General features: G+C 61.5%; 23 protein-coding genes. 10 read left to right on the forward strand and 13 right to left on the reverse strand.

Annotated elements, in window-relative coordinates:
* Positions 1–19: 19 nt before the first annotated feature.
* Together AB4P94_RS30365 and AB4P94_RS30370 are read right to left on the reverse strand one after the other, a co-directional pair.
* On the reverse strand, positions 20–931 hold the full coding sequence (locus AB4P94_RS30365) for a LysR family transcriptional regulator (protein ID WP_395608741.1): 912 nt from the start codon (positions 929–931) through the stop codon (positions 20–22).
* Positions 931–1,605: an NAD(P)H-binding protein gene (locus AB4P94_RS30370; RefSeq protein ID WP_395608742.1), complete on the reverse strand. Its 675-nt coding sequence runs from the start codon at positions 1,603–1,605 to the stop codon at positions 931–933. The genes AB4P94_RS30365 and AB4P94_RS30370 overlap by 1 nt, the downstream gene beginning before the upstream one ends.
* 95 nt (positions 1,606–1,700) lie before the next feature.
* On the opposite strand from AB4P94_RS30370, the gene AB4P94_RS30375 reads away from it, so the two are divergent.
* The gene (locus AB4P94_RS30375; RefSeq protein WP_395608743.1) at positions 1,701–2,888 is read left to right on the forward strand and encodes an MFS transporter; all 1,188 of its coding nucleotides are present in this window, start codon (positions 1,701–1,703) and stop codon (positions 2,886–2,888) included.
* Here AB4P94_RS30375 and yiaY read toward each other — a convergent pair.
* The gene (yiaY, locus tag AB4P94_RS30380) at positions 2,855–4,003 is read right to left on the reverse strand and encodes an L-threonine dehydrogenase (protein WP_395608744.1); all 1,149 of its coding nucleotides are present in this window, start codon (positions 4,001–4,003) and stop codon (positions 2,855–2,857) included. The genes AB4P94_RS30375 and yiaY overlap by 34 nt on opposite strands.
* 123 nt (positions 4,004–4,126) lie before the next feature.
* Here yiaY and AB4P94_RS30385 point away from each other — a divergent pair, with 123 nt between their 5' ends.
* Positions 4,127–5,143: a DUF4917 family protein gene (locus AB4P94_RS30385; protein WP_395608745.1), complete on the forward strand. Its 1,017-nt coding sequence runs from the start codon at positions 4,127–4,129 to the stop codon at positions 5,141–5,143.
* 122 nt (positions 5,144–5,265) lie between these two features.
* Here the strand turns inward: AB4P94_RS30385 and AB4P94_RS30390 are convergent, their stop codons facing one another.
* On the reverse strand, positions 5,266–5,793 hold the full coding sequence (locus AB4P94_RS30390) for a helix-turn-helix domain-containing protein (protein ID WP_395608746.1): 528 nt from the start codon (positions 5,791–5,793) through the stop codon (positions 5,266–5,268).
* A 105-nt stretch (positions 5,794–5,898) separates the two neighbouring features.
* On the opposite strand from AB4P94_RS30390, the gene AB4P94_RS30395 reads away from it, so the two are divergent.
* The 6 genes from AB4P94_RS30395 to AB4P94_RS30420 all read left to right on the forward strand — a co-directional run bounded on the left by AB4P94_RS30395 (position 5,899) and on the right by AB4P94_RS30420 (position 13,112).
* Positions 5,899–6,681 (forward strand): aldolase, encoded by a 783-nt coding sequence (locus AB4P94_RS30395; RefSeq protein ID WP_395608747.1) that lies wholly within the window; start codon positions 5,899–5,901, stop codon positions 6,679–6,681.
* A 27-nt stretch (positions 6,682–6,708) separates the two neighbouring features.
* Entirely contained in the window at positions 6,709–7,581 is an 873-nt protein-coding gene (locus AB4P94_RS30400; RefSeq protein WP_395608748.1) for a dihydrodipicolinate synthase family protein, read from the forward strand.
* Between the two features lie 139 nt (positions 7,582–7,720).
* The gene (locus AB4P94_RS30405; RefSeq protein ID WP_395608749.1) at positions 7,721–8,260 is read left to right on the forward strand and encodes an RNA polymerase sigma factor; all 540 of its coding nucleotides are present in this window, start codon (positions 7,721–7,723) and stop codon (positions 8,258–8,260) included.
* On the forward strand, positions 8,257–9,225 hold the full coding sequence (locus tag AB4P94_RS30410) for a FecR family protein (protein ID WP_395608750.1): 969 nt from the start codon (positions 8,257–8,259) through the stop codon (positions 9,223–9,225). The genes AB4P94_RS30405 and AB4P94_RS30410 overlap by 4 nt, the downstream gene beginning before the upstream one ends.
* 129 nt (positions 9,226–9,354) lie before the next feature.
* Positions 9,355–11,913, forward strand: a complete 2,559-nt coding sequence (locus tag AB4P94_RS30415; RefSeq protein WP_395608751.1) for a TonB-dependent hemoglobin/transferrin/lactoferrin family receptor — start codon at positions 9,355–9,357, stop codon at positions 11,911–11,913.
* A gap of 299 nt (positions 11,914–12,212) precedes the next feature.
* Entirely contained in the window at positions 12,213–13,112 is a 900-nt protein-coding gene (locus AB4P94_RS30420) for a DMT family transporter (protein ID WP_395608752.1), read from the forward strand.
* Between the two features lie 102 nt (positions 13,113–13,214).
* Here AB4P94_RS30420 and AB4P94_RS30425 read toward each other — a convergent pair whose 3' ends face one another.
* The 5 genes from AB4P94_RS30425 to AB4P94_RS30445 form a co-directional block, all read right to left on the reverse strand.
* Positions 13,215–14,432, reverse strand: a complete 1,218-nt coding sequence (locus tag AB4P94_RS30425; protein ID WP_395608753.1) for a class I SAM-dependent methyltransferase — start codon at positions 14,430–14,432, stop codon at positions 13,215–13,217.
* A gap of 231 nt (positions 14,433–14,663) precedes the next feature.
* The gene (locus tag AB4P94_RS30430; protein WP_395608754.1) at positions 14,664–15,281 is read right to left on the reverse strand and encodes a TPM domain-containing protein; all 618 of its coding nucleotides are present in this window, start codon (positions 15,279–15,281) and stop codon (positions 14,664–14,666) included.
* A 28-nt stretch (positions 15,282–15,309) separates the two neighbouring features.
* Entirely contained in the window at positions 15,310–16,038 is a 729-nt protein-coding gene (locus tag AB4P94_RS30435) for a TPM domain-containing protein (RefSeq protein ID WP_395608755.1), read from the reverse strand.
* 28 nt (positions 16,039–16,066) lie between these two features.
* Positions 16,067–16,798: a TPM domain-containing protein gene (locus tag AB4P94_RS30440; RefSeq protein ID WP_395608756.1), complete on the reverse strand. Its 732-nt coding sequence runs from the start codon at positions 16,796–16,798 to the stop codon at positions 16,067–16,069.
* Positions 16,798–17,406, reverse strand: coding sequence for a LemA family protein (locus AB4P94_RS30445; protein WP_395608757.1), 609 nt, complete (start codon positions 17,404–17,406; stop codon positions 16,798–16,800). The genes AB4P94_RS30440 and AB4P94_RS30445 overlap by 1 nt, the downstream gene beginning before the upstream one ends.
* A gap of 239 nt (positions 17,407–17,645) precedes the next feature.
* Here AB4P94_RS30445 and bglX point away from each other — a divergent pair, with 239 nt between their 5' ends.
* Both bglX and AB4P94_RS30455 read left to right on the forward strand, forming a co-directional pair.
* Positions 17,646–19,937: a beta-glucosidase BglX gene (bglX, locus tag AB4P94_RS30450; RefSeq protein WP_395608758.1), complete on the forward strand. Its 2,292-nt coding sequence runs from the start codon at positions 17,646–17,648 to the stop codon at positions 19,935–19,937.
* Positions 19,938–20,207: 270 nt separating this feature from the next.
* On the forward strand, positions 20,208–23,150 hold the full coding sequence (locus tag AB4P94_RS30455) for an autotransporter domain-containing protein (RefSeq protein ID WP_395608759.1): 2,943 nt from the start codon (positions 20,208–20,210) through the stop codon (positions 23,148–23,150).
* Between the two features lie 18 nt (positions 23,151–23,168).
* Here AB4P94_RS30455 and AB4P94_RS30460 read toward each other — a convergent pair whose 3' ends face one another.
* The 4 genes from AB4P94_RS30460 to AB4P94_RS30475 form a co-directional block, all read right to left on the reverse strand.
* Positions 23,169–24,326 (reverse strand): phosphatidylserine/phosphatidylglycerophosphate/cardiolipin synthase family protein, encoded by a 1,158-nt coding sequence (locus AB4P94_RS30460; protein ID WP_395608760.1) that lies wholly within the window; start codon positions 24,324–24,326, stop codon positions 23,169–23,171.
* Between the two features lies 1 nt (position 24,327).
* Positions 24,328–24,909, reverse strand: a complete 582-nt coding sequence (locus AB4P94_RS30465; RefSeq protein WP_395608761.1) for a YceI family protein — start codon at positions 24,907–24,909, stop codon at positions 24,328–24,330.
* Between the two features lie 134 nt (positions 24,910–25,043).
* Positions 25,044–25,358, reverse strand: a complete 315-nt coding sequence (locus AB4P94_RS30470; protein ID WP_177005967.1) for an amidase — start codon at positions 25,356–25,358, stop codon at positions 25,044–25,046.
* Positions 25,355–26,437: a serine hydrolase domain-containing protein gene (locus AB4P94_RS30475; protein WP_395608762.1), complete on the reverse strand. Its 1,083-nt coding sequence runs from the start codon at positions 26,435–26,437 to the stop codon at positions 25,355–25,357. Before AB4P94_RS30475 ends, AB4P94_RS30470 begins: the two co-directional genes overlap by 4 nt.
* Positions 26,438–26,592 lie beyond the last annotated feature (155 nt).

The raw sequence follows: 26,592 nt of genomic DNA on the forward strand, positions 1-26,592 counted from the left end.
GAGGCCACCAGGGTTGCGCTTAATCAGGCGGGGTGCTCAGGTATTCAAACAACAACCGACTCACCGGCGACAACTGAGCCTCATCACGCACCACCAGTATCAACCGCCGATCCGACCATGCATCCGTCAGCGGCACGGCATGCAGCCCCAGCGCGCGACCAAACAATTCGTAGGCCTTGTGCGGCAGGATGCCGATGCCCATATTCGCCTGGACCATCCGGCACATCGCATCGAACCCCGGCACATGGATGCGCAGGCGCAAAGTCTGGCCAGCCTCACGCGCGGCGGCGTGGGTGCGCATATTGATAGAGCTGGCCGCATGCAGGCCGACGTAATCGCTGCCCAGGGTTTCGGCAAACGCCAGGCTCGTGCGCGACGCCAACGCATGATCGGCGGGCATCAGCACCACCAGTTTGTCGTGGCGATAGAGCACACTCGGCAGGCCTTTGGTGTCGGTATCGCTGGAACAGATGCCCAGGTCCGCCACACCATCCAGCACGCCTTGCACCACACCATGGCTGGGGCGTTCTTCCAGATCGGTTTTCACTTCGGGGTGCAGTTCGGAAAAGCCCCGCAGATCCTCGGGAAGAAACTGAATGATCGCCGAGAGGTTGGCCAGCATGCGCACATAACCGCGCACGCCGTGGCTGTGCTCGCCCAACTCCAGGCCCATTTTTTCGACGTTGAACAGCATCTGCCGCGCGTGGTGCAGCAGCGTCTCACCGGCAGCCGTCAGGTCCATGCCCTTGGCGCGCCGCACAAACAGGCTGACGCCCAGCACCTGCTCCAACTCCATCAAGCGCTTGCTGGCCGCCGACACGGCGATGGCTTCGCGGGCAGCGGCGCGGGTCAGCGTGCCCTCCTCGAACACCGCCACAAACAACTGCAAGGTGATCAGGTCCAGGCGCCGCACCAGACTCTTGTGCAACATCAGCGGCGCTCGTCGGCCAAGCGATTGATTGCCGCTTGCTCAACCACCGATTGCGGCGCTCCCACGCTGGCCGCTTGCAACATTGCCCGGCCCACCGTTTCGGTGCTTATCACCCAACCCGGTTTGATCCGGCGAAAGAATGAAAGCAATGGCCCGAGCACGGTATAGAACGATTGATACAGCGGCGTCTTCGAGCGCACACCATGCAACGGCTGGATCACCCCGGGCCGGAACAGGTACACCGCCTTGAACGGCAGCCGCAGCAAGGCGTTCTCGGTCTTGCCCTTGACCCGCGCCCACATCGATTTGCCCGCCTCGGAACTGTCGGTACCGGCGCCGGACACATAGATAAAGGTCATCTGCGGGTTGAGCCGCGCCAGGGTGCTGGCCGCGACCAGCGTCAGGTCATAAGTCAGGTGGGTGTATTGGGTTTCATTCATGCCCGCCGACGACACGCCGAGGCAGAAGAAGCAGGCATCAAAGCCTTGCAGCAGGTTCTCCAGGGGCTGGAAATCCAGCATGTCGCTGTGCAACACCTGGTGCAGCTTGCCGTGTTCCTGGGTCAAAGGCGTGCGGCCGACGGCGACGACTTCCTGCACGTCATCAGCCAGCAGGCACTCGCGCAGCACGCCTTGGCCGACCATGCCGGTGGCGCCGAAAAGCAGAACTCTCATGGGGTTGCTTCCTTGGTTACAAACGATAAGCCGCACGTTAGAGACAAATACACTAGCAGCTTGTAGCTTACCGCTGAAAAAGGAAAAGCCTGCCCTTGAAAAATACCACCACCCTCACCCTCGCCTGCTGCGCCGCCTTCCTCGGCCAAGTGGGCATCAGCAGTTATTTGCCCGCCGTCCCGGCCATTGCCCACTCCCTGCCCGCCGCCGAGGATCAGGTGGCGCTGGCCCTTGCGATCTATTTGGTGGGCATGGCCTTGCCGATGTTGTTGTGGGGCAGCCTGGGTGAGCGCTTTGGCAGAAAACCCGTGTTACTGGCGGCGTTGGCGGTGTATGCACTGGCAAGTGCGGCCATTCCATCGGCCTTCAATATTGAGTCGTTCCTGTTGTTGCGGCTGGTTCAGGGCCTGGGGGCAGGCGGTGTGTCCGTGATGGCACGGGTCTTGGTGCGGGACAGTTTCAGCGGCGCGCTGCTGGCCAAGGGTCTGTCCTGGTTGGGGATGACCTTCGTGGTCGCGTTGGGCATCGGGCAATTTGTCGGTTCGATGTTGCAGGTGGCGTTTGGGTGGCAGGCGATTTTCTACGGGCTGGCAATCGGCGCTGTTGTGCTGATGGGCGTGTTGCAACGGGTTGAATTTCCGGCATTGGTCAAAGCCGATTCATCCGTCTCGGCCTGGCGCATCTATGCCACGATCGTCCGTCACCCACCCTTTCTGCACGCAGCACTCGCTGGGGGATTGGGCTATGGCGTGATCATCGCCTTCAACACCTGCGCGCCGCTGATTCTGCAAGGCCGTTTTGAGTGGAGCCCGGCCCAGTACGGTTGGCTGGGTTGGCCGATCAGCGCGGCCTACCTGGCGGGGGCGTTGATGGTCAATCGCTTTGTCGCGCGCATGGGGCGATTGACGATGATGAGCTGGGGCGTGGCGCTGGTGTTGCTGGGAACGGCGACAATGTTGCTGGGCAGCGTGTTCGCCAGCGGGCTCGCCTTGCTGCTGTGGCTGCCGTATTGCCTGGCGGTGTTCGGGCAGTCGATGAGTTACCCCATCAGTTTGTCACTGGCCAATGATGAGTCGCCGGTAAGCGGTTCCTACGCCATGGCACTGAGCGGGTTTATGCATCAGTTGATGGCCGCTGCAATCGGCGGCGTGGCGAGCCTGCTGGTGAGCCAGCAGGCATGGCCGTTGGCGCTGATGTGCCTGGTGTTGGCGAGCGGCGCCTTCTTGTGCACCTCCCGCTGCAGGGCGAATCAGAACGCGCTGCGAAAGATCTCCTCGATCTGACGCTGATCGGCCCGCCGAGGGTTGGTCAGCCCGCACGCATCTTTCAACGCATTGGTAGCCAGCAACGGGATGTCCTGCAACTTGGCGCCCAACTCACGCAAGCCGGCGGGAATTTCCACGTCATGGGCCAGTGTACGAATTGCCGCAATCGCCGCCTGGGCACCCTCCTCCGGCGTGATCCCCTTGATATCGGCGCCCAACGCGCGGGCCACATCGCTCAAGCGCTTGGCGCTGACGCTGGCGTTGAAGCTCTGCACATGGGGCAGCAATACCGCATTGCACACGCCATGGGGCAGGTCGTACAACCCACCCAATTGATGCGCCATGGCGTGCACAAAACCGAGCGACGCATTGTTGAAGGCCATCCCGGCGAGAAACTGCGCGTACGCCATGTTTTCCCGCGCGGCCTTGTCGCTGCCATCGCGCACGGCCAGGCGCAGGTTGGCGCTGATCAGCTCGATGGCCTTGATCGCGCAAGCGTCGGTGATCGGCGTGGCGGCGGTGGACACGTAGGCTTCAATGGCATGGGTCAAGGCGTCCATGCCGGTGGCGGCGGTCAGCCCCTTGGGCATGCCGACCATCAGCGCCGGGTCGTTGACCGACAGCAGCGGCGTGACGTTGCGGTCGACGATGGCCATTTTCACGTGGCGGGTTTCGTCGGTGATGATACAGAAACGCGTCATCTCACTGGCAGTGCCAGCCGTGGTGTTGATCGCCACCAGCGGCAGTTGCGGCTTGCTGGATTGGTCGACGCCTTCGTAGTCGCCGATATGCCCACCGTTGGTGGCACACAAGGCGATACCCTTGGCGCAGTCGTGGGGCGAGCCGCCGCCGAGAGACACCACGAAATCGCAGGCATTGGCCTCCAGCAGCACCAAGCCTTTCTCGACGTTTTCCACGTTGGGGTTGGGTTTGGCGCCGTCGTAGATCACCGAGTCGATGTCCTGCATCGCCAGCTTCTCGGCGATCATGCCCGCGACGCCCGCCTCTGCCAGCCCAGCGTCCGTGACGATCAACGCCTTGCGAAAGCCATAGTTGCGGATGGCGGTCATGGCCTCGTCGAGGCAGTCGGTGCCCATGATGTTGACGGCGGGAATAAAGAACGTGCTGCTCATGAAAAATCCTCGGAGGCGTTATGCCTACAGCATCAACCTGTGCCGTGCGGCGCATCTTGATCAGGATCAACACCGGCTCGTGATAAAGTCAGCGCCCAGCTGATTTTGAGTAGACCCGCCGCAATGAAGGATTTCCAGGATATTGACGCCCACCTTGAAGACTGGAGCGCCGTGCGCGCTGCGGCCGACTTCAGCGGGATTCTGATCGGCAACGGCGCAAGCCGCACGATTTGGGAAGACTTTGCCTACGACTCGCTGTTCGAAAACGCGCGCACAGTGGAAGAAAAACCTCTGAGCCAATCCGAACTCAGCGTGTTCGACGCCCTGCAAACCCGCAGTTTCGAGCAGGCCTTGGGCGCGCTCAAAACCACCAGCCGGGTCAACAAGGCCCTGGCGGTCAGCTCGGCAGCGCCACGCAACCGCTACTACGCGATCAAGGAAGCGCTGATCAACACCATCCACAGCGTGCACATCCCATGGCGGCTGGTGCAGCCATCGACACTGGTGACGATCAACAGCGAACTGGCGCGCTACGGCACGGTGTTCACCAGCAACTACGACCTGCTCAACTACTGGGCGATCCTGCACACGCCGGGCATCGACGATCTGTTCCGCAGCCCTGACGCCAGCTTCGACCTGCGCACGACGCACACCGACGCCACGCGCATCCTCTACCTGCACGGCGGCCTGCACCTTGTGCGTAACCTCGATGGCACCGCCCGCAAACTGCCGTCCACCGACAGCACCTTGCTCAGCAGTTTCGCGATCAACAACACGATCAAGACGCTGGACGATGTGCCGTTGTTTGTCAGCGAGGGCAAGGTTGAGGAGAAGCTCAAGACCATCCGCAGTTCGGATTATTTGTCGTTCTGTTATGAGCAGTTGCTGAGCCATGAAGGCGCGCTGTGCATCTTTGGCCATGATCTGGGGGCGCAGGATCAGCACCTGGTGGATGCGATTCGCCAGGCCCGGCTCACCACATTGGCCATCTCGGTGTCGGGGCGCAGTGACGGGTTTATTCGTCAGCAGAAGCGGCGGTATTCGGAGTTGTTCGACGGTACCGGCGCTGAGTTGAAATTCTTTGCCGCGCGTACGCATCCGTTGGGCAACCCGGCACTGTCCGTCCCCGTCGAACGCTGATCAAAATGTGGGAGCGGGCTTGCTCGCGAATGCGGTGTATCAGTCAACTGATGTGGAGCTGACACACCGCATTCGCGAGCAAGCCCGCTCCCACATTGACCGTATTTCAACTGTCGAATGGATTATTCTTCCGAGCTGTGAACCACCACCAGCAACTGCGCCTGCACCTCTCCCACCGAGCGAATCCGGTGCGGCTTCTGCGCATTGAAATGCAGCGCATCGCCCCGCGCCAGTATCACCCGCTCGTTCATGAAGTCCACCTCCACCTGGCCTTCATGCACGAACAGAAACTCTTCCCCCACGTGCTCCTTGAAGGTCTTGTCGGTGAATTCGGCCGGCGGATAGATGATGAACGGCAGCAGGCTGCGCTCGCTGACCTGATGGGCGAGCACGGCGTAACCCGGCGCCGTATCCGGGCGCTCATGGCTGCGCACCAGGCTGTACTGGTCGAGGCTCACGCTGTCTTCGCTGAACAGCTCTTCGACCTTCACGTTCAATGCCTTGGCGAGTTTCAGCGCGGCGGCAATCGATGGCGTGTTGAGCCCGCGTTCGACCTTGGACAGATAACTCTTGGTCATCCCGGATTTTTCAGCCAGCACATCCAGGGTTACGCCAAGTTTTTTTCTCAATAATTTCAAACGGATAGACATGTGCTGCGGTTAATCCATGCAGAAAGGCGAGAGCTGCGCTTGCCAATGACACAAAGTGTCATATAGCATCGTTAGTGTCATTTGCAGCCACCGAGGGCACCCGATATGGCCAAGACATTAGCACTCCCCAAAGACCAACTGGTCAAGCAAGCGCTGATCCAGATGCAAAATACCCTGGCGGATAATACGTGGACCGACCGGCAAAAGCTGGCGCTCACTTGCCGTATCCTGTTCGAACACAGCCACGACTCCGGCCTGGCCGGGCAGATCACCGCACGCGGGCCCACGCCCGGCACCTATTACACCCAACAACTGGGCCTGGGTTTTGATGAGATCACCGCCAGCAATTTGTTGTTGGTCAACGAAGATCTTGAGGTACTCGAAGGCCACGGCATTCCCAATCCGGCCAACCGCTTTCACACTTGGGTGTACCGCGGGCGGCCGGATGTGAACTGCATCATCCATACGCACCCGACGCACATCGCGGCGCTGTCGATGCTGGAGGTGCCGTTGCAGGTGTCGCACATGGACCTGTGCCCGCTGTACGAAGACTGTGCATTCCTGGAAGCCTGGCCAGGCGTGCCGGTAGGTAATGAAGAAGGGGAAATCATCACGGCGGCACTGGGCGACAAGCGCGCGATTCTGCTCTCGCACCACGGCCAACTGTCCACCGGGGCGAGCATTGAGGAGGCCTGCGTCATCGCGCAGTTGATCGAACGCGCCGCCAAATTGCAGTTGCTGGCGATGTCGGCGGGCACCGTCAAACCGATCCTGCCGGAGCTTGGGCGCGAGGCCCATGACTGGATCTCAAAACCCAAGCGCTTTGGCGCTGCGTTCAACTACTACGCCCGGCAAAACCTGCGCAAACACGCCGATTGCCTGAACTGATCCCCCTTTTCGCAGCGGAGACTTCCCATGTCCAGCCCCAACCTTCACGGCATCATCGGCTACACCATCACCCCGTTCAGCGCCGACGGCTCGCGCATTGACCTCGACGCCCTCGGCCGTTCCATTGACCGCTTGATCGCCAGCGGCGTGCACGCCATCGCCCCGCTGGGCAGCACCGGCGAGGGCGCGTATTTGAGCGACGCCGAGTGGGACGAAGTCAGCGCCTACAGCCTGGCCAAAATCGCCCGGCGCGTGCCGACCATCGTCAGCGTGTCCGACCTGACCACCGCCAAAGCCGTGCGCCGTGCGCGTTACGCCGAGGCCAATGGCGCCGACGTGGTGATGGTGCTGCCGGCCTCGTACTGGAAACTCAGCGAGGCGGAAATCCTTGCCCATTACGCTGCAATCGGCGACAGCATCGGCGTGCCGATCATGCTCTACAACAACCCGGCCACCAGCGGTACGGACATGTCGGTGGAGCTGATCCTGCGCATCATCAAGCAGGTGGCCAACGTGACCATGGTCAAAGAAAGCACCGGCGATATTCAGCGCATGCACCAGTTGAAACTGCACAGCGACGTACCGTTCTACAACGGCTGCAACCCGCTGGCGCTGGAAGCGTTTGCGGCAGGCGCCAAAGGCTGGTGCACGGCGGCGCCGAACCTCATTCCCCAATTGAATCTGGATTTGTACGACGCAGTGCTGGCCAATGACCTGACGAAGGCGCGCGAACTGTTCTATCGCCAGTTGCCCTTGCTGGAGTTCATCCTCAAGGGCGGTTTGCCCGCAACGATCAAGGCCGGGTTGCGTTTGACCGGGTTGGAGGTGGGTGATCCACGGTTGCCGGTGTTCCCGCTCGGTGACGCGGGGGTCAAACAACTGAAGACACTCTTGAGCTAGGGCCACAATCCCATGTGGGAGCGGGCTTGCTCGCTCCCACATTTTTGAGCGCGTGAACCTGTTACATAGAGACAAATGACAATAGTTCTCGATATCATTCACGACTTTTCTACGTCGTGCTTCGTCAAGAAGGATATCCATGTCACGTCCAAAGCCCGACCCGTTGTCGGCCGATGCCTTTCGCGGGTTTTATGCAGACATTCTGCATTTCCTGCGCAAGCGCACCGACAACGCCAGCGACGCAGCGGACATGACCCAGGATGTCTTCACCCAATGGCTGGACTACCGCGACCGGGCCAAGGTCGAGCAGCCACGGGCGTTTCTGTTCCAGATGGCGCGCAATCTGCTGCGTGATCACTGGCGCAAACAGAAGGTGCGGCAGACCACTCACCCGGATCAGGCTGAAAGGGATGCCGAGCCGGTCGCCGACGAGCAAACCGACCCCATGGCCGCCGCGCAGCGCTTGCAACGTCTGGAACAGTTGAAAGAAGTCCTCGCAGAACTCTCGCCCCGCAGGCGAGAAGCCCTTATGCTGCACCGCTTCGAAGGCCTGAGCCAGGCGCAGATCGCCGAGCGCATGGGCATTTCGACCAGCATGGTGGAAAAGCACATCGCTTTTGCCCTGCTGCACTGCAAGCGACGCCTTCAACACGAACCCGGCACGGAGCAGCCAGAATGAACCGCCTGAGCGACATCGACGCTTTGGACATCGAACGCAGCGACTCCATCGATGCCCAGGCCGCCAGCTGGTTTGCCCGCAACCGCAGCGAAGCGGGGCGAGCCGACCGCAAAGCGTTTGCCGACTGGCAGGCAACCCCGGCCCACGCGCGCGCCTACGCTGAATTCGAGCAACTGTGGGCCGACCTCGCCCAGTTGCAGCAATTGAACAAACCCGTGGCACTGCCCAAGCGCAAACCGTCGATGTGGCGCCCGGCTCTCGCCGTCGCGGCCGCACTGGTGTGCGCAGTGATGACCACCAATGTCGGCGCCCCGCGCGCGCTGTATCACGCCCAAGTCGCCGCCCACGCCAAAGGCATGCGCACCCTGAACCTGCCCGACGGCAGCACCTTGTATGTGAATGCCAACACGCGCCTGCGCCTGGAGTTCAGCGCCCATCAACGCATCATTCATCTGGACAAGGGCCAGTTGTACATCGAAGTCGCCGCCGACAAAGAGCGGCCGCTGTATGTGCAGGCCGGCGAGGCGAATGTGCGGGTGGTCGGTACCGGTTTTGACGTGCGGCGCAGCCAGCAGCAGCTGGTGGTCAGCGTCGCCCATGGCCAGGTGGCTTTTGAACCCGACGGCAAAAGCCCGGTGACCCTGCTCGGCGCCCAACAGCGCGCCATCTACAGCTACACCAAGGCCAGCCTGCAGCAGCAAACCCTCACCGCTGAAGAAGTAGCGGATTGGCGCAGCGGGCACCTGTCCTTTCGCAATCGCGAACTGGCCAGCCTGATCGACGAACTGAGCCTCTATCGCCCCCAGGCCCCGTTGCAGGTGAGTAAAGCCGTGGCGCAATTGAAGGTGTCAGGCAACCTGGATGTGAACGATCCGGATGCCCTGCTCAACGCGCTGCCTGCCCTGCTGCCGGTGAAAACCGTGGCCTCGGCCGACGGCATTGTGAGAATCGAACCCAGCAAATAAGGCGCCCCCGGCACACACTTGAGAATATTTTGCATTCGCATGTGTGGATTTTTTTGCCTGCCCCGTCTTCTTCCCGACTGTGTTTGATACGCACACCTTTTTGGCCATTTGGCCACCCCGGGGGATTTCATGTTTCGCGCGCCTTGCCACGCTTCGCACCTGTTTCTTCGACCGTCCGTCATTGCCGCCTGCATGGCCGTGAGCCTCACGGCCCAGGCTGAGTCGCTCACGCTGCAACTGCCCGCCCAGTCGCTGGCCACGTCCCTGAGCCAGGTGGCACAACAGGCGAAAATCCAGCTGCTGTTCGATGAAACCCTGCTCAAAAACGTGCAGGCTCCGGCACTGAATGGCGACTACACCCCGGAAGTGGCGATTCGCACCTTGTTGAAAAACGGCGAGTTCACGCTGATCAAAGTCGGTTCCACCTACGTGGTGCGCCCCGACGAGGGCAAAACCACTCACAGCGGCGCGATCCAGCTAGACGCCCTCAGCGTGATCGGCACCGGTAACGAGGTCGACTCCAGCACCGTCAACCGCTCGACCATGACCCAGGCCGACATCGACCGCTACCAGTCCAATAACATCCCCAGCCTGCTGCAGACCTTGCCCGGCGTGAGCCAGGGCGGCTCGCTCAAACCCGGCGGCCAGACCATCAACATCCGCGGTTTCGGCGATGCCGAAGACGTACCGATGACCGTCGACGGCGCCACCAAAACCGGTTTTGAGCGCTACCAGCAAGGCACCGTGTTCATCGAGCCCGAGCTGATCAAAAGCATTGAGGTCGAGAAAGGCCCCAACTCGCCATTCACCGGCAACGGCGGTTTCGGCGGCACGGTCAACATGACCACCAAGGACGCGCCCGATTTGCTCCAGGACGGCCGCAACAGTGGCGCGATGCTCAAGTACGGTTACTCCAGCAACGACCACGAACAGATTTACAGCAGCGCCGTGTATGGCCGCACCGACGACGGCCGTTTCGACGCCCTCGCCTACCTCACCCAGCGTGACGGCGGCGACATGAAGGTGGCCGCCAAGCTGCCCAACGAGAACAACCAGTACCCGATCAACCCGCAGCGCCTGCCCAACAGCGCCCAAGACGTGGATGGCAAGCTGTTCAAGGTCAACGCGCATTTCACCGAGGAACACAGTGCCGCTTTTTCCTACTCGCGCTCCCACAGCAACCGCTGGACACCGTTCTCCGCCGCCAGCTACCCGACGCCGCCAACCCAGGCCAACATCGACCGCTACGGCTACGAAAACGCGTTGAAACGTTTTTTGGCCCAGCGTGACACCACCGACACCACCTGGTCGGGCAAGTACGAATACACACCGGCGAACAACCCACTGGTGGACCTGACCATCAAGTATTCGCAGTCCAACACCGACCAGACCGACGAGCGCGACGCCACCGCGTTTTTCCAGCTGGCCACCGGTGGGCGCAAGATGGACACGGCCTACACCGACAAGAACCTCGACATCCGCAACGTCAGCCTGTTCGACACCGGCCCGTTGCAGCATGCCGTGACCGTCGGCGGGCAGATTCGCAAGCACATCCGCGAAACCGAAATGTGGATGCCCGGCGCCACCTACAACACTGCACGCTATAACTACGGGCACTTCCAGCCAGGCTTCATGCCCCACGGCAAGGTCGATACCAACAGCTTCTTCGTCCAGGATGCGGTGACGGTTGGCGACGTGACCATCACCCCGTCCCTGCGCTACGACCACGTGCGCAATCGCGGCGAAGGCAACGACGCGCCGTACTACGACAACCCCGATCCGTCGTTCGGTCATGACTACAGCGACCGCACCTATACCGGCTGGTCACCACGCCTGGCGTTGTTCTGGAACGTCACACCCAACCTGGGGCTCTTCGCCAACTGGAGCAAAACCTGGCGTGCGCCGGTGATCGATGAGCAATACGAAGTGCAAGGCCTGGGCAGCCGCACCGCCACCAGCGTCGACCTCGACCCGGAACGCATCACTTCGATCACGGTGGGCAGTGTCAGCAGCTTCGATAACCTGATTGCGCAGAATGACAACCTGCAGGTGCGCACCACGTTTTTCCACAACAAGGTCGAGGACGAAATCTTCAAGGCCACGGGTGTCGGCTGCCAGAACCAAGCCATCAACGGCGGCAGCATTGCCAGCGCCTGCCCCTCGGGGCCGATGGCCAACTACCGCAATATCGGCGGGCTGACCATCAAGGGCTTTGAATTCGAAACCTACTACAACTCCACTTACCTGTTCGGCTCGGTGTCGTTCGCTTACGCCAAAGGCGACCATGAAGGCGCCTACACCAACCCGTGGGGGCCGGATGTGCCGGCGCGGGATATCCCGCCGACCAAATGGGTACTGGTGCTTGGCACCAATATTCCGGCGTGGGATGCCCAGGTCGGCTGGACCGGCCAATTCATCGGCGCTACCGACCGCCTGCCCAGCGACAAATATTCCGGCGGAGCAGGCAGCGCCGTGGGTGATTTGTTCTACGACCAATACGGCAACAAGCGCTACAACACCCAAGGCCTGTTCGCCAAATGGAAGCCGCAACAGGCTTACCTGAAAGGCACCGAAGTGAACTTCACCGTGGACAACCTGTTCAACGAAAACTTCCGCCCGGCCCTCAGCGGCGACCGCGCCTACACCAAAGGCCGCGATGCGAAGATCAGCGTGACGCGCTTCTTCTAAATCCGTGTGGGAGCTGGCTTGTGTAGGCGCTGGCTTGCCTGCGATGCAAACACCTCGGTTTGTCAGTGAAACCGAGGCGATCCCTTCGCAGCCTCGCCAAGGCTCGACAGCTCCCACAGTAGATCCGCGGTGAATGAAGATCCCCTGTGGGAGCTGGCTTGCCTGCGAAGGCGGCGGCCCTGTCGGCAAACCTTTTGAAACTGTACGGATAAATCTGCCATCAGCTGTAGGCCCGCAATGGGCGGGGGTTGTGGCTAGATGGGTTTCCCTTGAAGCCCTTCTGATCCCGGTCCCCCACCATGAGTTCGCGCGAAAACACCGGCATGGCCCTCGGCCTGCTGGGCGTCATCATCTTCAGCCTGACCCTGCCTTTCACCCGCATTGTGGTGCAGGAAATCCACCCGTTGCTCAATGGCCTGGGCCGTGCGCTGTTCGCGGCGATCCCGGCGACGGCGCTGTTGCTGTGGCGGCGCGAGCGCTGGCCAACCTGGCGCCAGGTGCGCGGGCTATGCCTGGTGATCGCCGGGGTGATTCTGGGTTTTCCGGTGTTGTCGGCCTGGGCGATGCAAACCTTGCCGGCGTCTCACGGAGCACTGGTCAACGGCCTGCAACCGCTGTGTGTGGCGCTGTACGCGGCGTGGCTGTCCCATGAGCGGCCGTCCAAAGCCTTCTGGGCCTGCGCGGCGCTGGGCAGCGCATTGGTGTTGAGTTACGCGTTGATCACCGGGGCCGGCAGTATTCAGGCGGGTGATTTGCTGATGCTCGGCGCGATTGCCGTGGGCGGTTTGGGCTATGCCGAAGGTGGCCGGCTCGCCAAGGAGATGGGCGGCTGGCAAGTGATTTGCTGGGCGCTGGTGCTTTCAACGCCAGTGTTGATCGGCCCGGTGTGGTACCTGGCAGCGCAGCATCAAGGTGCGATTTCCATGCGCGCCTGGTGGGCGTTCGGGTATGTGTCGTTGTTCTCGCAGTTCCTGGGTTTCTTCGCCTGGTACGCCGGGTTGGCCATGGGCGGCATTGCGCGGGTCAGCCAGATTCAACTGCTGCAGATTTTCTTCACCATCGCGTTTTCGGCGCTGTTCTTTGGGGAACATATCGAGCCGATTACCTGGTTGTTTGCCTGCGGGGTGATTGTGACGGTGATGCTGGGGCGCAAGACGGCGGTGCAGCCTGCTCCCGCTCCAAAGGTGAATGCAGCCTAAATGTGGGAGCGGGCTTGCTCGCGAATGCGGTATATCAGTCAATAAATGGGTGGCTGACACTCCGCTTTCGCGAGCAAGCCCGCTCCCACAGGGGTTGTGCATTCAGCTCAAGAGGCCATCCGCACGCAGCAGGGTTTCCAGGCAGTGCTCGGTGATGTGGTAGAACGCCTTCAATTCCTGAATTTTCTCAAGCAACTGTGCGTTGTCTACCGGCTCCGCGCGCTTCACCGCGAGGATCATCTTGTTCTTGTTGGTGTGTTCCAGCGAGATGAACTCGAACACCTTGGTCTCATAACCGCAGGCTTCAAGGTACAACGCACGCAGGCTGTCGGTGACCATTTCCGCCTGTTGCCCCAGGTGCAGGCCGTATTGCAGCATCGGCTTGAGCAGCACCGGGCTCTGGATCTGCAGGCGGATCTGTTTGTGGCAGCACGGCGAACACATGATGATCGACGCGCCGGAGCGGATGCCGGTGTGGATCGCGTAGTCGGTGGCAATGTCGCAGGCATGCAGCGCGATCATCACGTCCAGGTCGCTGGGCGCCACGCTGCGTACGTCGCCGCATTTGAACACCAGCCCCGGATGGTCCAGCCGTGCGGCAGCGGTGTTGCACAGCGTGACCATGTCTTCGCGCAATTCAACACCGGTGACTTCGCCTTCGGCCTTGAGGGTGTTGCGCAAGTAGTCGTGAATGGCGAAGGTCAGGTAGCCCTTGCCCGAGCCGAAATCGGCGACGCGCACCGGCTGGTCGAGCTTCAACGGCGACGAGGTCAGCGCATGGCTGAACACTTCGATGAACTTGTTGATCTGCTTCCACTTGCGCGACATCGAGGGGATCAGCGCTTGCTTGGCGTCGGTCACGCCCAGGTCGGCGAGGAACGGCCGGCTCAGGTCGAGGAAGCGATTCTTCTCGCGGTTATGCTCGGCCGATGGGGCCTCACGCAACTGCTGCGGTTTGCTTTTGAACAGCGAGCTTTTGTTCTTCTTGCTGTACTCCAGCTGGGCTTCGTCGGTCAGCGACAGCAAATGCGCGTTCTTGAACGACGCCGGCAGCAGCTCGGCAATCGCCGTTACGCCTTCGGCCAGCGGCAAGTTCTTGGTGATATCGCGGGTCTTGTAGCGGTAGACGAAGGACAGGCAAGCCTGCTCCTTGACCGTCACGGGCTTGATGATCAGCCGTTGCAGTTCGGCCTCCTCACCCACGTACTTGGCCAGCACCAGCTTGATAAAGGCGTTCTGCGCAAGGCTTGCACTCAGCAGTTCAATGAACTGGGCGTGATGATCCGGCGCAGGGCGCACAGGTTGAGCGGTGACGGACATGAACAAAAACGCCTCGGGCTGGGAATGCCGGGCATTTTAGGGGGGATAGGGGTTGAGGGCACGGGGTTATTTGATCAACGGTCGATTCTTACAACCTGGAGCGGGCTGTGTGGGAGCTGGCTTGCCTGCGATGCGGGCACCTCGGTGTATCTGGCAAATCGAGGGGATGCTATCGCAGGCAAGCCAGCTCCCACAAAAGCCAGCGCCCACAGAGAGTTCAGTGTGCCAGGGTTATTCGAGCACGATTAAACGGTTCGGCAGCTCATTGCGCGTCTGCGTCAACGGCACATGCACCTTGAGCAATTCACCACAGGCTTCAATGCAGGCAATAAAACCGGCCAGCGTCTGCCCCTGCTTCACCTGTTGGGTAAAGGCCTTGACGATCACGTCCCAGCTGCCGTCATCCAGACGCTTGGAGATTCCGTCATCCACCAGAATCTCCACATACCGTTCGGCCTCGCAGACAAAAATCAGCACACCGGTGCCGCCCAGGGTGTGGTGCAGGTTTTGCTCCAGGAACTGGCGCCGCGCCAGGTTTGATGCGCGCCAGTGCCGCACCGAGCGGGGGATCAAGCGCGTGGTGACCCTGGGCAAACGAAACACCAGGCACAACACGATAAACGTCGCCCACTGCGCCAACAGCAAGGTGTACATGGTCAGGTAGCCCGACAGGTAATGCACCACGCCGGGCACCACCAAGGCGATCAAACTGGCCCACAACAGCGGGATATAAGCGTAGTCATCGGCGCGGGCGGCCAACACCGTCACCAGCTCCGCGTCGGTGGCTTTTTCCACCCGAGCGATCGCTTCAGCGACCTGGCGCTGCTCGTGTTCAGTCAGTAATGCCATGGTTGTCGTTGCTCTCTCATTATTATCATCACCAGCCACCCGAGGCCCCGCCGCCGCCAAACCCACCGCCGCCGCCCCGAAAACCACCGCCGCCTCCCCCGCCACCGCCACCACGGCCGCTGCTGCTGAGAATGGCCAGCAGGATAGCGCCAACCGGCAGGCCCAGGCGATTGCATAGCCACAGCACCCCGATCAGCAGGATAAACAAGCCGATGGAAAACCCGGGATTATCCTTGGCAAAGTTGGCATCCGCCACATGGGCCGGCACCGCCAGCGGCTCACCGCCCACCACCTGCAGCATCGCCGCCACGCCGTCACTGATGCCCTGGCTGTAGTTGCCGGCCTTGAACTTGGGCGCGATCACCTGGTTGATGATCACCCACGACTGCGCATCCGTCAGCACGCCTTCGAGGCCATAGCCGACTTCGATGCGCACCCTGTGTTCATCACGCGCGACGATCAACAGCGCGCCGTTGTCCTTGCCCTTCTGGCCGATACCCCACTGGCGGCCCAACTGATAACCGAAATCTTCGATAGCCGCACCCTGCAGGCCCGGCACCGTGACCACCACGATCTGGTCACCCGTGGTTTGCTCCAGCGCTTGCAACTGCTGAGTCAACTGCTGGCGCGTGGCCGGGTCGATCATCTGCGCGGTGTCCACCACCCGCCCGGTCAGCGCGGGAAAGGTCAGCGCCGCCTGGGCCGACGAGGCGCACCACATCAACAACAGCGCCAGGCCCATTCGTATTAGTCGCATCATGCCCCCTTGGCCTGTGAATGCTTCACTACCAGTTTCCGGTAGCCCCGCCGCCGCCGAAGCTGCCACCGCCGCCTCCGGCATTGTCAGAACGCTTGTCACTGTCAGCCGGGCGCGGTGTTTCGTCGTCATCGTTTGGCGTGGTCGGCTTTCCGTACTTGATCACCACAAAACCGATGACCAGCACAAACACCCCGGCCAGCGCGAAGATCAACCACACCCACTTTTTACTCTGGGCCTTGGCGTGCACCGGCTGCCCGCCCAGCACCTGGATCATGGCCGCAACACCCGCCGTAATGCCCTGGGCGAACTGGTTCTGTTTGAATTTGGGCAAAATCACCTGGTTGATGATCACCGAGCCTTGGGCGTCGGTGAGACGATCTTCCAGGCCATAACCCACTTCGATCCGCACCCGATGTTCCGCTGGCACCACGATCAACAGCGCGCCGCTGTTCTTGCCCTTCTCGCCTACACCCCAGTGACGCCCAAGCCTGTAGCCGAAGTCTTCGATGGTATTACCGCGCAAGCTGCCCAGGGTCACGACCACAATCTGCTCGCCCGTCTGCTGCTCATGCGCGTCCAGCGTGTGCTTGAGCGCCGCCGTGCTGGCGGCGTCAAGCAGGCCTGCACGGTCGACGATACGACCGTCCAGGTGGGCAAACTGCTCGGTGATCAAGGCGTCCACCGACTCATTCGAGTCGGCAGCCAACACCTGACCACACAGCAAAACCGCGGCGAACAACAGGCCACGTATGCCCATCAGAATTTCACTTGCGGCGCTTTGTCAGCATCGGCACTGGTGGCCTCAAACGTGGCGCGGATCGGCAAGTCGCTGTACATCACGCTGTGCCAGAGGCGGCCCGGGAAGGTACGGATTTCAGTGTTGTAGGCCTGCACGGCCTGGATAAAGTCGCGGCGGGCCACGGCAATACGGTTTTCAGTGCCTTCCAGTTGCGATTGCAGGGCCAGGAAGTTCTGGTTGGCCTTGAGGTCCGGGTAACGCTCTGACACCACCATCAAACGGCTGAGCGCACCGCTCAAGCCGTCCTGAGCCTGTTGGAATTGCTTGAGTTTCTCGGGGTTGTCGAGGGTGCTGGCGTCCACCTGGATCGAGGTGGCCTTGGCCCGGGCTTCAATCACGGCGGTCAGCGTGTCCTGCTCATGGGCGGCATAGCCCTTGACCACTTCCACCAGGTTGGGGATCAGGTCGGCGCGCCGTTGATACTGGTTTTGCACCTGGCCCCAGGCCGCCTTGGCCTGTTCGTCCAGAGTGGGGATGTTATTGATGCCGCAACCGCTCAACACCGTACCTATCAGCAGCAATGCAGCCGCCTTGAAGCCCCAGCGATATCCTTGAATTGTAGTCATATGTTTCTCCGCGACCTTCCTGTGAAATTTGATAACCCTGTAAAACCTGCGCCTGGGGCATAATCCGCCACCACTGGCATGCTTGCAGCCAATCAGCTAAAAGATGCCAGGCACGAACCAGAGTTCAGATGGGTGCTGCACTTGTCTGACATAACACCCGAACAACAACATATGTTCCAAACACTTTGGCCGAGCAGCGTGCCCTTTGTCGCTGCGCAGTACGCCACGAAAGGAAATTCATGAAGAAGCTGTGTTTGCTCGGCCTAGTGGCCACACTGGCCTGCCATCCCGTCTGGGCCGAAACAGCGCCCGCCGTACTCAAGGACAAGGACGCGTTCGTCAACGACCTGCTCAAGCAGATGACCCTCGATGAAAAGATAGGCCAATTGCGCCTGATCAGCATCGGCCCCGAAATGCCCCGCGAGCTGATCCGCAAGGAAATCGCCGCCGGCCGCATCGGTGGCACGTTCAACTCTATCACCCGCCCGGAAAACCGCCCGATGCAGGACGCGGCCATGCGCAGCCGCTTGAAGATCCCGATGTTCTTCGCCTATGACGTGATCCACGGCCACCGTACGATTTTCCCGATCAGCCTGGCCCTGGCCTCCAGCTGGGACATGGACGCCATCAGCCGCTCCGGGCGCATCGCCGCCCAGGAAGCCGCCGCCGACAGCCTCGACATCACCTTTGCGCCGATGGTCGACATCTCCCGCGACCCGCGCTGGGGCCGTACGTCCGAAGGTTTCGGCGAAGACACTTACCTCGTTTCGCGCATCGCTGAAGTGATGGTCAAGGCCTTCCAGGGCGTGAGCCCCGCCAATGCCGACAGCATCATGGCCAGCGTCAAGCACTTCGCCCTGTATGGCGCGGTGGAAGGCGGCCGCGACTACAACGTGGTCGACATGAGCCCGGTCAAGATGTACCAGGACTACCTGCCGCCGTACCACGCGGCGATCAAGGCCGGTTCCGGCGGCGTGATGGTGGCGTTGAACTCGATCAACGGCGTACCGGCCACCGCCAACACCTGGCTGATGAACGACCTGCTGCGCCGCGACTGGGGCTTCAAGGGCCTGGCCGTCAGCGACCACGGTGCGATCTTCGAGCTGATCAAGCACGGCGTGGCCAAAGACGGGCGTGAAGCCGCGAAGCTGGCGATCAAGGCCGGCATCGACATGAGCATGAACGACTCGCTGTACGGCAAGGAATTGCCCGGCCTGCTCAAGTCCGGCGAGATCCAGCAAAGCGACATCGACAACGCGGTGCGTGAAGTGCTCGGCGCCAAGTACGACATGGGCCTGTTCAAAGACCCGTACCTGCGCATCGGCAAGGCCGAGGATGACCCGGCCGACACCTATTCCGAAGACCGCCTGCACCGCGCCGACGCCCGCGACATCGCGCGCCGCAGCCTGGTGTTGCTGAAAAACCAGAACGACGCCCTGCCACTGAAGAAGTCCGCGACCGTCGCGCTGGTCGGCCCGCTGGCCGATGCCCCCATCGACATCATGGGCAGTTGGGCCGCTGCCGGCCGCCCTGCGCAATCGGTAACCCTGCTCAAAGGCATGACCGACGCCCTCGCCGGCAAAGGCAAGCTGGTGTATGCACGCGGCGCCAACATTACCAATGACAAAGCGGTGGTCGACTACCTCAACTTCCTCAACTTCGACACCCCGGAAGTGGTGGATGACCCTCGCTCGCCGCAGGTACTGATCGATGAAGCGGTCAAGGCCGCGAAAAACGCCGACGTGATCGTGGCCGCCGTGGGCGAGTCCCGTGGCATGTCCCACGAATCCTCCAGCCGCACCGACCTGAACATCCCGCAAAGCCAGCGCGACCTGATCAAGGCACTCAAGGCTACCGGCAAGCCGCTGGTGCTGGTGCTGATGAACGGCCGCCCGCTGTCGATTCTCGACGAGAACCAACAGGCCGACGCGATCCTGGAAACCTGGTTCGCCGGCACCGAAGGCGGCAACGCCATCGCCGATGTGCTGTTCGGTGACTACAACCCGTCGGGCAAACTGCCGATCACCTTCCCACGCTCGGTGGGGCAGATTCCGACCTACTACAACCACCTGACCATTGGCCGGCCGTTCACGCCGGGCAAGCCAGGCAACTACACCTCGCAATACTTCGATGACATCACCGGGCCGCTGTTTCCGTTCGGTTATGGCCTGAGCTACACCAGCTTCAGCCTGTCGGACATGGCGCTGTCGTCCACTACCCTGAACAAGACCGGCAAGCTCGACGCCAGCGTCACGCTGAAAAACACCGGTAAGGTCGACGGCGAAACCGTGGTGCAGCTGTATATCCAGGACGTGGCCGGCTCGATGATCCGCCCGATCAAGGAGCTGAAGAACTTCCAGAAAGTCATGCTCAAGGCCGGTGAAGAGCGCACGCTGCACTTCACCATCACCGAAGAAGACTTGAAGTTCTACAACACCCAGCTCAAGTACGCCGCAGAGCCGGGCGAGTTCAACGTGCAGATCGGGCTGGATTCCCAGGATGTGCAGCAGCAGACGTTCGAGTTGTTGTAAGCCCCGCAGCCCCCTCTTTTTTAAAGAGGGGGCTCTCGCAACGACCCGCCTCAGGCAATAAAAAGTCGATTTTCACGCCTATCTTCAAGCCCCGTCCTACATCCCTCTCCCACCCCGCTCGCACACCCTGTCCACCCCCGGAATCAACGTGCAGGTGAGTGGATTATGTCGTCCCCGAAAAAAGCGCAGAGGACAGCCCGAAATGCGCCCATTCAGTCGTCGTTCAAGCGAAATGCTCTCGCACTCGGTGTGGTTGCCAGCCTGTCAGGCATGCCCGTCGATGCTGCAAGCTACACCGAGTCGGGCCGGCTGTACGATGCAGCCAGTTGGCGCAGTGACGAGTTCAAGGCCAACTGGGGCCTGGGTGCAATCGGTGCCGATTACGCCTATGCCAGAGGCTTGAGTGGTGCAGGCGTGCAACTGACAGTTTATGACTCTGGATCTGATCTGCGGCATGGCGAATTTGCAGGCAAGTCCAATTATGGCGTACGCATGGCTGATTACGGTTGCGAGAGCGGAACGGTACTGGCTGATGGTTGTTTCTACACCGAAGGTGATCGTGCCCAAGTGCTTCTCCTCGACCCGCCGTCCCCTGAAGGACTCATCGGCCTGGAAGAAGCTGTTGCCAACGGCGACCTCACCAGGGAGCAACTTGATAATTATCTCAAGTTCGCAGGTGCTCACTACACGGCTCACGGCACGGAAGTAGCCGGCATCGCACTGGCGAATCGTGACGGCTCAGGCACCCAGGGTGTGGCCTATGGCGCCAGCGTGAGTGCAGTGCGCCGGTACGGTAACGCTTACTACGGCGCACCTTCCGTAGCGCCTTTGGAAGTGCGCTATCCGACGACACAAGCGGTCGACAACACCTTCGCTGAACTGCACAGCCAAAATGTACGTGCCATCAATCACAGTTGGGGAAACGCTTCGACACCGTCGAATGAAGCCGATCTGGACCTGATATTAAGTTACACCCATCTCCCCTCTTACCCAGAAATCAAGGCTATCGCCGATAACACAATCAAGTACGGCATTCTGCAAGTCTGGGCAGCGGGTAATACGCTGACAGAGAACGAGTCGCCGGAAACGGCCCCAATACCTGGCTTCAACGCAAGCTTGCCACGGGCCAACGCGCAGCTTGAGCCCTACTGGTTGAACGTCGTCAACTTGAATCAAGCGCTGACGTTGAGCGATCGTTCCTATCGCTGCGGCTTCACCAAAGACTGGTGCCTGGCCGCTCCCGGGACGGATATCACCTCCTCCTCAGTGACCGCCGTGATAGACACCGCGAATCACTTTGATGATGAGGGAGAGGTCAACGGTTTCGAAGTAAAAGGCGACAAAGCGGAGTTCGGCTACGCGACAGGGTCCGGCACCTCGGTCGCCGCGCCGCACGTGACCGGCGGCCTGGCACTCTTGATGGAGCGTTTCCCCTACCTCGACAACCCGCAAATCCGCGATGTCTTGCTGACCACGGCCACCGACCTTGGCGAGCCTGGTGTCGATGATGTCTACGGCTGGGGCCTGATGGACCTGAAAAAAGCCATCGATGGCCCCGGCCAATTGCGCGTCGACACCACCGTCAACATGGACCGCCCCGCCGGTGGCGAAAAGGTCTGGCAAGGCGGTGCCTGGGACGATTGGCGCAACGACATCAGCGGCCCGGGCCGCCTGGAAAAGTCCGGCATCGGCTGGCTGCGTCTGAGCGGCAACAACAGTTTTGCCGGTGCCACACTCAAGGCAGGCATTCTGGAACTGGATGGCGAAAACCACCTCAAGGGCGACGTAAACCTGGAAGGCGGCGTGCTGCGCCTCAATGGCAACCTGGCTGTTCAGGGCGACTACACACAAGCCGCTGGCTCAACCCTGATGACAGGTCTGGTGCCTCAGGCAAATCCGGCGAAGCTGCAAGTCAGCAATCAGGCATCCCTCAACGGCGGCACGCTATACCTGAGCGCGCAACCCGGTAGTTATCCCTTGGGCCAGCGCTACAGCATCCTCCAGGCCAAAGGCGCAGTGAACGGTGAGTTTGCCAGCATCGACAGCCGCGAGTTTTCGCCCTTCCTGCGCGCTTTCCAGGTCAAGCAAGGCAATGATTTGCTGGTGGAGTTCGGTCGCGGCCGGTCACTGGTTTCGGCGGCCAACACCGCCAACCAACGCGCCGTCGCCAATGCCGCCGATGCGCAAACCGTACCCACCCCGTTACTGCAACGCCTGACGGCGCTATTTCCCGAACAGGCACCTTTGGCCCTGGACCAGTTGAGCGGTGAACTGCACGCCAGCACCCAAGCGGTGCTGATCGAAAACAGCCGTGTGCTGCGCCAGGCGGCGCTTGATCGTCAACGCCTCGGGCAAGACACCCGCTCTGCCGGCCCCGAGGCGGCGACCCGTGGTGCCTGGGTGCAACTGCCGCGCCAGTCCGGGCAACTGGCGGGTGATGACGGCACCTCCCGTACATCCCACAACAGCACCGGCCTGCTCGTCGGCTTCGACCACCAACTGGAGCAAGGCACACGCCTGGGCGTGGTAGCGGGCAGCGGCACCAGCGATGTGAAGGCCGGGGCCCGCGGTAAAGCTAAAATCGACAGCTACCAGCTCGGCCTGCATGTGGGCCACAACTGGGACGCTTTCGGCCTGTCTGGCGGCATTGCTTATGCGCAACATGAGATCGAGACAAAACGCAGAGTCAGCTTTGCAGGTGTAGAAAATCGACTGTCCGCCCAGTACGCCAGCCGCAGCGTGCAGACATTCGCCGAGGCCAACTATAAATTCAGCCATGACTTCTGGGACTGGCAGCCCTACCTGCAACTGGTGAATGTGCAACAGCGCAGCGACGGTTTCACCGAGCGCGGCGGCATTGCGGCACTGCGTGGCAAACGCTCGAAAGAAAACGTCAACCTCACCACCGGTGGCGTTCGGGTCAACCTCGACCTGGGCAAGGCACAGGTCGGGCCATCATGGCTGAGCGTGCGCGGTGGCCTGGCGCATACCCGTGCCAGCGGCGACCTGCAACCCACTACTGAGGCAGCCTGGGACGGCGGACGTGTGATGAGCGTCAGCGGCGCACCGCTGGATCGCGTCAGCACCCGGCTGGAGCTCGGCGCCACCGCCCGCCTGACACGCGACAGCGCGCTGGACTTCGGCTTCAGCCAACAGCGCGGCGAGCGCACGCGAGACCAAAGCCTCACCGCGCAGTATTCGCTGCAGTTTTAAAATAAAGGCGGGGGTACCCTACCCCCGCCGATCCAGCAGGTTGACCACCAACCGGTCGATCCAGCCCCACACTCGCTGCTTCACCCGTCGCCACAACGGCCGCGTCTTCCACGCCTCCAGGCTTACGGCCTGGCTTTGGGCGAAATCCCGTTCAAAACTTCCCGCCACCGCCAGCGCCAACTCAGGGTCCAGAGCCTCCAGATTGGCTTCCAGATTGAAGCGCAAATTCCAGTGATCGAAGTTGCATGAACCGACGCTGACCCAACCGTCCACCAGCACCATTTTCAGGTGCAGAAAGCACGGCTGATATTCAAAGATCTGCACGCCTGCACGTAGCAAGCGCGGGTAATAACGATGCCCGGCGTAACGCACGGATGGGTGATCGGTGCGCGGGCCCGTCAGCAGCAAACGCACATCCACACCGCGCCCGGCGGCGCGGCGCAAGGCCCGGCGCACGCTCCAGGTGGGCAGAAAATACGGCGTGGCCAGCCAGATGCGTTGCTGGCTGCTGTTCAAGGCGCGGATCAGTGATTGCAGGATGTCACGGTGCTGGCGAGCGTCGGCATACGCCACCCGGCCCAGGCCCGGACCGGTCGCCGGCACTTTGGGCAAACGCGGCAGGCCGAAATGGGTGGCTGGCTTCCACTCCCGGCGCGCGGCGTTGGCGTGCCATTGGCGGTCGAACAGCGCCTGCCAGTCCAGCACCAGCGGGCCGCTGATCTGCACCATCACTTCGTGCCAGTCGGCAGTGTCCTGGCCCGGCGTCCAGAATTCGTCGGTCACGCCGGTGCCGCCGACCACAGCCACGTTCTGGTCGATCAGCCACAGCTTGCGATGGTCGCGATACAAGTTGCGCATCCAGCGCCGCCAGCTCAGGCGATTGTAGAAGCGCAGTTCCACACCGGCATCGGTCAAGCGTTTACGCAGGCCCAGGGTAAACGCGAGGCTGCCGTAATCATCAAACAGGCAACGCACCCGCACACCACGTTCGGCGGCGAGCACCAACGCTTGCACCATGGCCTCTGCACAGGCCCCGGCTTCCACCAGGTACAACTCAAGATCAACCTGCTGCTCGGCGCGGGCGATACCCACCAGCATCTGCGGAAAGAACACCGGCCCGTCGATCAGCAACTCGAAACGGTTGGCGCTGCGCCACGGAAACACTGCGCCGCTCATGTCAGCGCGCCGTGAAGATCAGCACCGCACCCACCGGCACCGACAAACTGATCGACTTCAGCCCGGCCGCTTTGCGCAACGTAGCTACGCCCGGCGCCAGATCAAAATCTTCGGCATGCAACACCACCGGCTCCAGCGTCACGACCTGAAAGCGTCGGTCATCCAGGCGCGTGGCCAGAAGCTCGGCGCTGTAGGTCCGGGTTTTGCCATGCAGGGTGACGGACAACGGCAGGCGCAGCTCGATCTGTGCGCCGGGGGCCAGGTCGTTGATGGGTTGCAGGTTGATCTGTGCGCTGATCAGCGCTTCGGGGAAAGTTTTGATCTCAAACAAGTCATTGCGCATGCGCTCGTCACGCAGCGGGATGCCGCTGTTGATCGACTCCAGCTCCACTTCCAGCTGCGCCGTGCCCTGGCTGTCGACCTTGCCGTGCAACACCAGGAAGCGCTGGACTTCAGCGACCTCGGTGTTTTTGGTAGTGACCAACGACAGGCGCGAGGATTCGTTATCCAGGTACCAATCGGCATGGGCAGGCACAGCGGCGGCGGCCAGCAGCGCGAAGGCCAGGGGTTTGACGTTGAACATAAAGACTCATGGGCAAAAAACCTGTCCGAACCTTAAGCGCAATCTCACGAGCGGCGCAAATCCAATGTGGGAGCTGGCTTGTGTGGGGAGCAGGTTTGTGTGGGAGCTGGCTCCCACAAGAAAAGTGCGGGGTGTCAGGGGTTGAGGCGGCAGCCTTGACGGTCGCCTAACCAACGCGCCGTATGCGTACGGCCCAACCCACTGGCGGTGACTTCACTGCGCTCCGGGTTATCGCTGAACGCGCTGGTCGGCACGTACTGCTTCACATACCCACGGCAATATTCGGCGGGGTTGTTCTCCACATAGCGGCACGAGCAATACTCCTTGGCCGTGTACGCCGCAATGATGTCGGGAAAGGCTTGCAGGTTGACGCGCTCGTGCCAGATCCACCCCAGCAAGGCGAGCAACAGCAGCAGAAACAGGCTGGTAAACGGTCGACGACGAATCATGGTTGCACCGCCGCGAGTACGCGCTTGAGGAGTTCGTTGTGGCGGTAAGTGCCATCACGGTCGTCGCCGTAACGCACGATCACCAGGTGTTCGTCGGGCAGCACAAACAGCGCCTGGCCCCAGTGGCCGAGGGCGGCGAAGGTGTCGGCAGGGGCGTCGGGCCAGGGCCGGGCAGCGCCCTGCACTTCGCGGTTGAGCCACCATTGGCCGCCGGCGACGGCTTCGTCTTGGCCGGCCCGGTATTTATCGAAGGGCTGGCGGTTGAAGGCGACCCAGTCCTTGGGCACCAATTGTTGATCGCCCCAGCGGCCGTCCCGTGCCATCAACAGCCCGACGCGCGCCAGGTCACGGGCGGTGAGGTAGGCGTAGGACGAGGCGACGAAGGTTTCGTCAGCGTCGGTTTCCCAGGTGGCGTTATGAATGCCCAGCGGCTTGAACAGCGCATCCCACGGGTAGCTCATATAAGCCTTGTGGCCCAGCATGCCTTTGAGGGTGGCAGAGAGGATGTTGCTGTCGCCACTGGAATAACGAAACGCCTGGCCCGGTGCAGCGGCGGCTTCTGTGTCGGCCGCGAAGTCGGCCATGTCACTGCGGCCACGGGTGTAGAGCATCGCCACCACCGAGGATTTCAGCGGGGCGTATTCGTAGTCTTCCTGCCAGTCCAGACCCGAGGCCCAGTGCAGCAGGTCGGCCATGGTGACTTTGGGGTGCTGTTTCATCGGCGGGAAGAAGCGCGCGGCGGGGTCGGTGAGTTTGAAGCGGTTTTCGCCGTAGGCCACGCCCAATACCGTCGCCATGATGCTTTTGCTGACAGACCAGGTGAGGTGAGGCGTGGCGGCGGTGGTAGGCGCGCCGTAGCGTTCGTAGATGATTTGACCGTCGCGGATCACCAGCAGCGCGTCGGTGCGGATGCCTTGGCGAGTGGCGTCGTCACGCTTGGGGAATGCGTAAGCGTCCAGGGCGTCGACGGCGGGGCCTGTGAGGGGAGTGCCTTTGGCCCAGTCCTTGTCGGGCCAGGTTTCGGCTTGGGCGGTAACGGTGACCAACAACAAGGCAACACACAACAGGCCTCTGAGCATGGACGCTGACTCGATCAAGGGGGCATTCGTGCCCGCGAGGCTAGACGAGGTGGGTGACGGTTTTGTTACGGGTTTGTGTGTACGTGCCCGTTATTCGGCTGATGGCGGATAACCCCGCAGCCAAAACCCCTGTCATCCAACCGTCACCGTAACTT

Source organism: Pseudomonas sp. B22129 (assembly GCF_044218875.1).
GTDB lineage: Bacteria > Pseudomonadota > Gammaproteobacteria > Pseudomonadales > Pseudomonadaceae > Aquipseudomonas.

Coding starts and splice junctions, on each gene's coding strand:
- AB4P94_RS30365 (WP_395608741.1), bottom strand. CDS start 931: ATGTTGCACAAGAGTCTGGTGCGGCGCCTGGACCTGATCACCTTGCAG.
- AB4P94_RS30370 (WP_395608742.1), bottom strand. CDS start 1,605: ATGAGAGTTCTGCTTTTCGGCGCCACCGGCATGGTCGGCCAAGGCGTG.
- yiaY (WP_395608744.1), bottom strand. CDS start 4,003: ATGAGCAGCACGTTCTTTATTCCCGCCGTCAACATCATGGGCACCGAC.
- AB4P94_RS30385 (WP_395608745.1), top strand. CDS start 4,127: ATGAAGGATTTCCAGGATATTGACGCCCACCTTGAAGACTGGAGCGCC.
- AB4P94_RS30390 (WP_395608746.1), bottom strand. CDS start 5,793: ATGTCTATCCGTTTGAAATTATTGAGAAAAAAACTTGGCGTAACCCTG.
- AB4P94_RS30395 (WP_395608747.1), top strand. CDS start 5,899: ATGGCCAAGACATTAGCACTCCCCAAAGACCAACTGGTCAAGCAAGCG.
- AB4P94_RS30400 (WP_395608748.1), top strand. CDS start 6,709: ATGTCCAGCCCCAACCTTCACGGCATCATCGGCTACACCATCACCCCG.
- AB4P94_RS30405 (WP_395608749.1), top strand. CDS start 7,721: ATGTCACGTCCAAAGCCCGACCCGTTGTCGGCCGATGCCTTTCGCGGG.
- AB4P94_RS30410 (WP_395608750.1), top strand. CDS start 8,257: ATGAACCGCCTGAGCGACATCGACGCTTTGGACATCGAACGCAGCGAC.
- AB4P94_RS30415 (WP_395608751.1), top strand. CDS start 9,355: ATGTTTCGCGCGCCTTGCCACGCTTCGCACCTGTTTCTTCGACCGTCC.
- AB4P94_RS30420 (WP_395608752.1), top strand. CDS start 12,213: ATGAGTTCGCGCGAAAACACCGGCATGGCCCTCGGCCTGCTGGGCGTC.
- AB4P94_RS30425 (WP_395608753.1), bottom strand. CDS start 14,432: ATGTCCGTCACCGCTCAACCTGTGCGCCCTGCGCCGGATCATCACGCC.
- AB4P94_RS30430 (WP_395608754.1), bottom strand. CDS start 15,281: ATGGCATTACTGACTGAACACGAGCAGCGCCAGGTCGCTGAAGCGATC.
- AB4P94_RS30435 (WP_395608755.1), bottom strand. CDS start 16,038: ATGCGACTAATACGAATGGGCCTGGCGCTGTTGTTGATGTGGTGCGCC.
- AB4P94_RS30440 (WP_395608756.1), bottom strand. CDS start 16,798: ATGGGCATACGTGGCCTGTTGTTCGCCGCGGTTTTGCTGTGTGGTCAG.
- AB4P94_RS30445 (WP_395608757.1), bottom strand. CDS start 17,406: ATGACTACAATTCAAGGATATCGCTGGGGCTTCAAGGCGGCTGCATTG.
- bglX (WP_395608758.1), top strand. CDS start 17,646: ATGAAGAAGCTGTGTTTGCTCGGCCTAGTGGCCACACTGGCCTGCCAT.
- AB4P94_RS30455 (WP_395608759.1), top strand. CDS start 20,208: ATGCCCGTCGATGCTGCAAGCTACACCGAGTCGGGCCGGCTGTACGAT.
- AB4P94_RS30460 (WP_395608760.1), bottom strand. CDS start 24,326: ATGAGCGGCGCAGTGTTTCCGTGGCGCAGCGCCAACCGTTTCGAGTTG.
- AB4P94_RS30465 (WP_395608761.1), bottom strand. CDS start 24,909: ATGTTCAACGTCAAACCCCTGGCCTTCGCGCTGCTGGCCGCCGCCGCT.
- AB4P94_RS30470 (WP_177005967.1), bottom strand. CDS start 25,358: ATGATTCGTCGTCGACCGTTTACCAGCCTGTTTCTGCTGCTGTTGCTC.
- AB4P94_RS30475 (WP_395608762.1), bottom strand. CDS start 26,437: ATGCTCAGAGGCCTGTTGTGTGTTGCCTTGTTGTTGGTCACCGTTACC.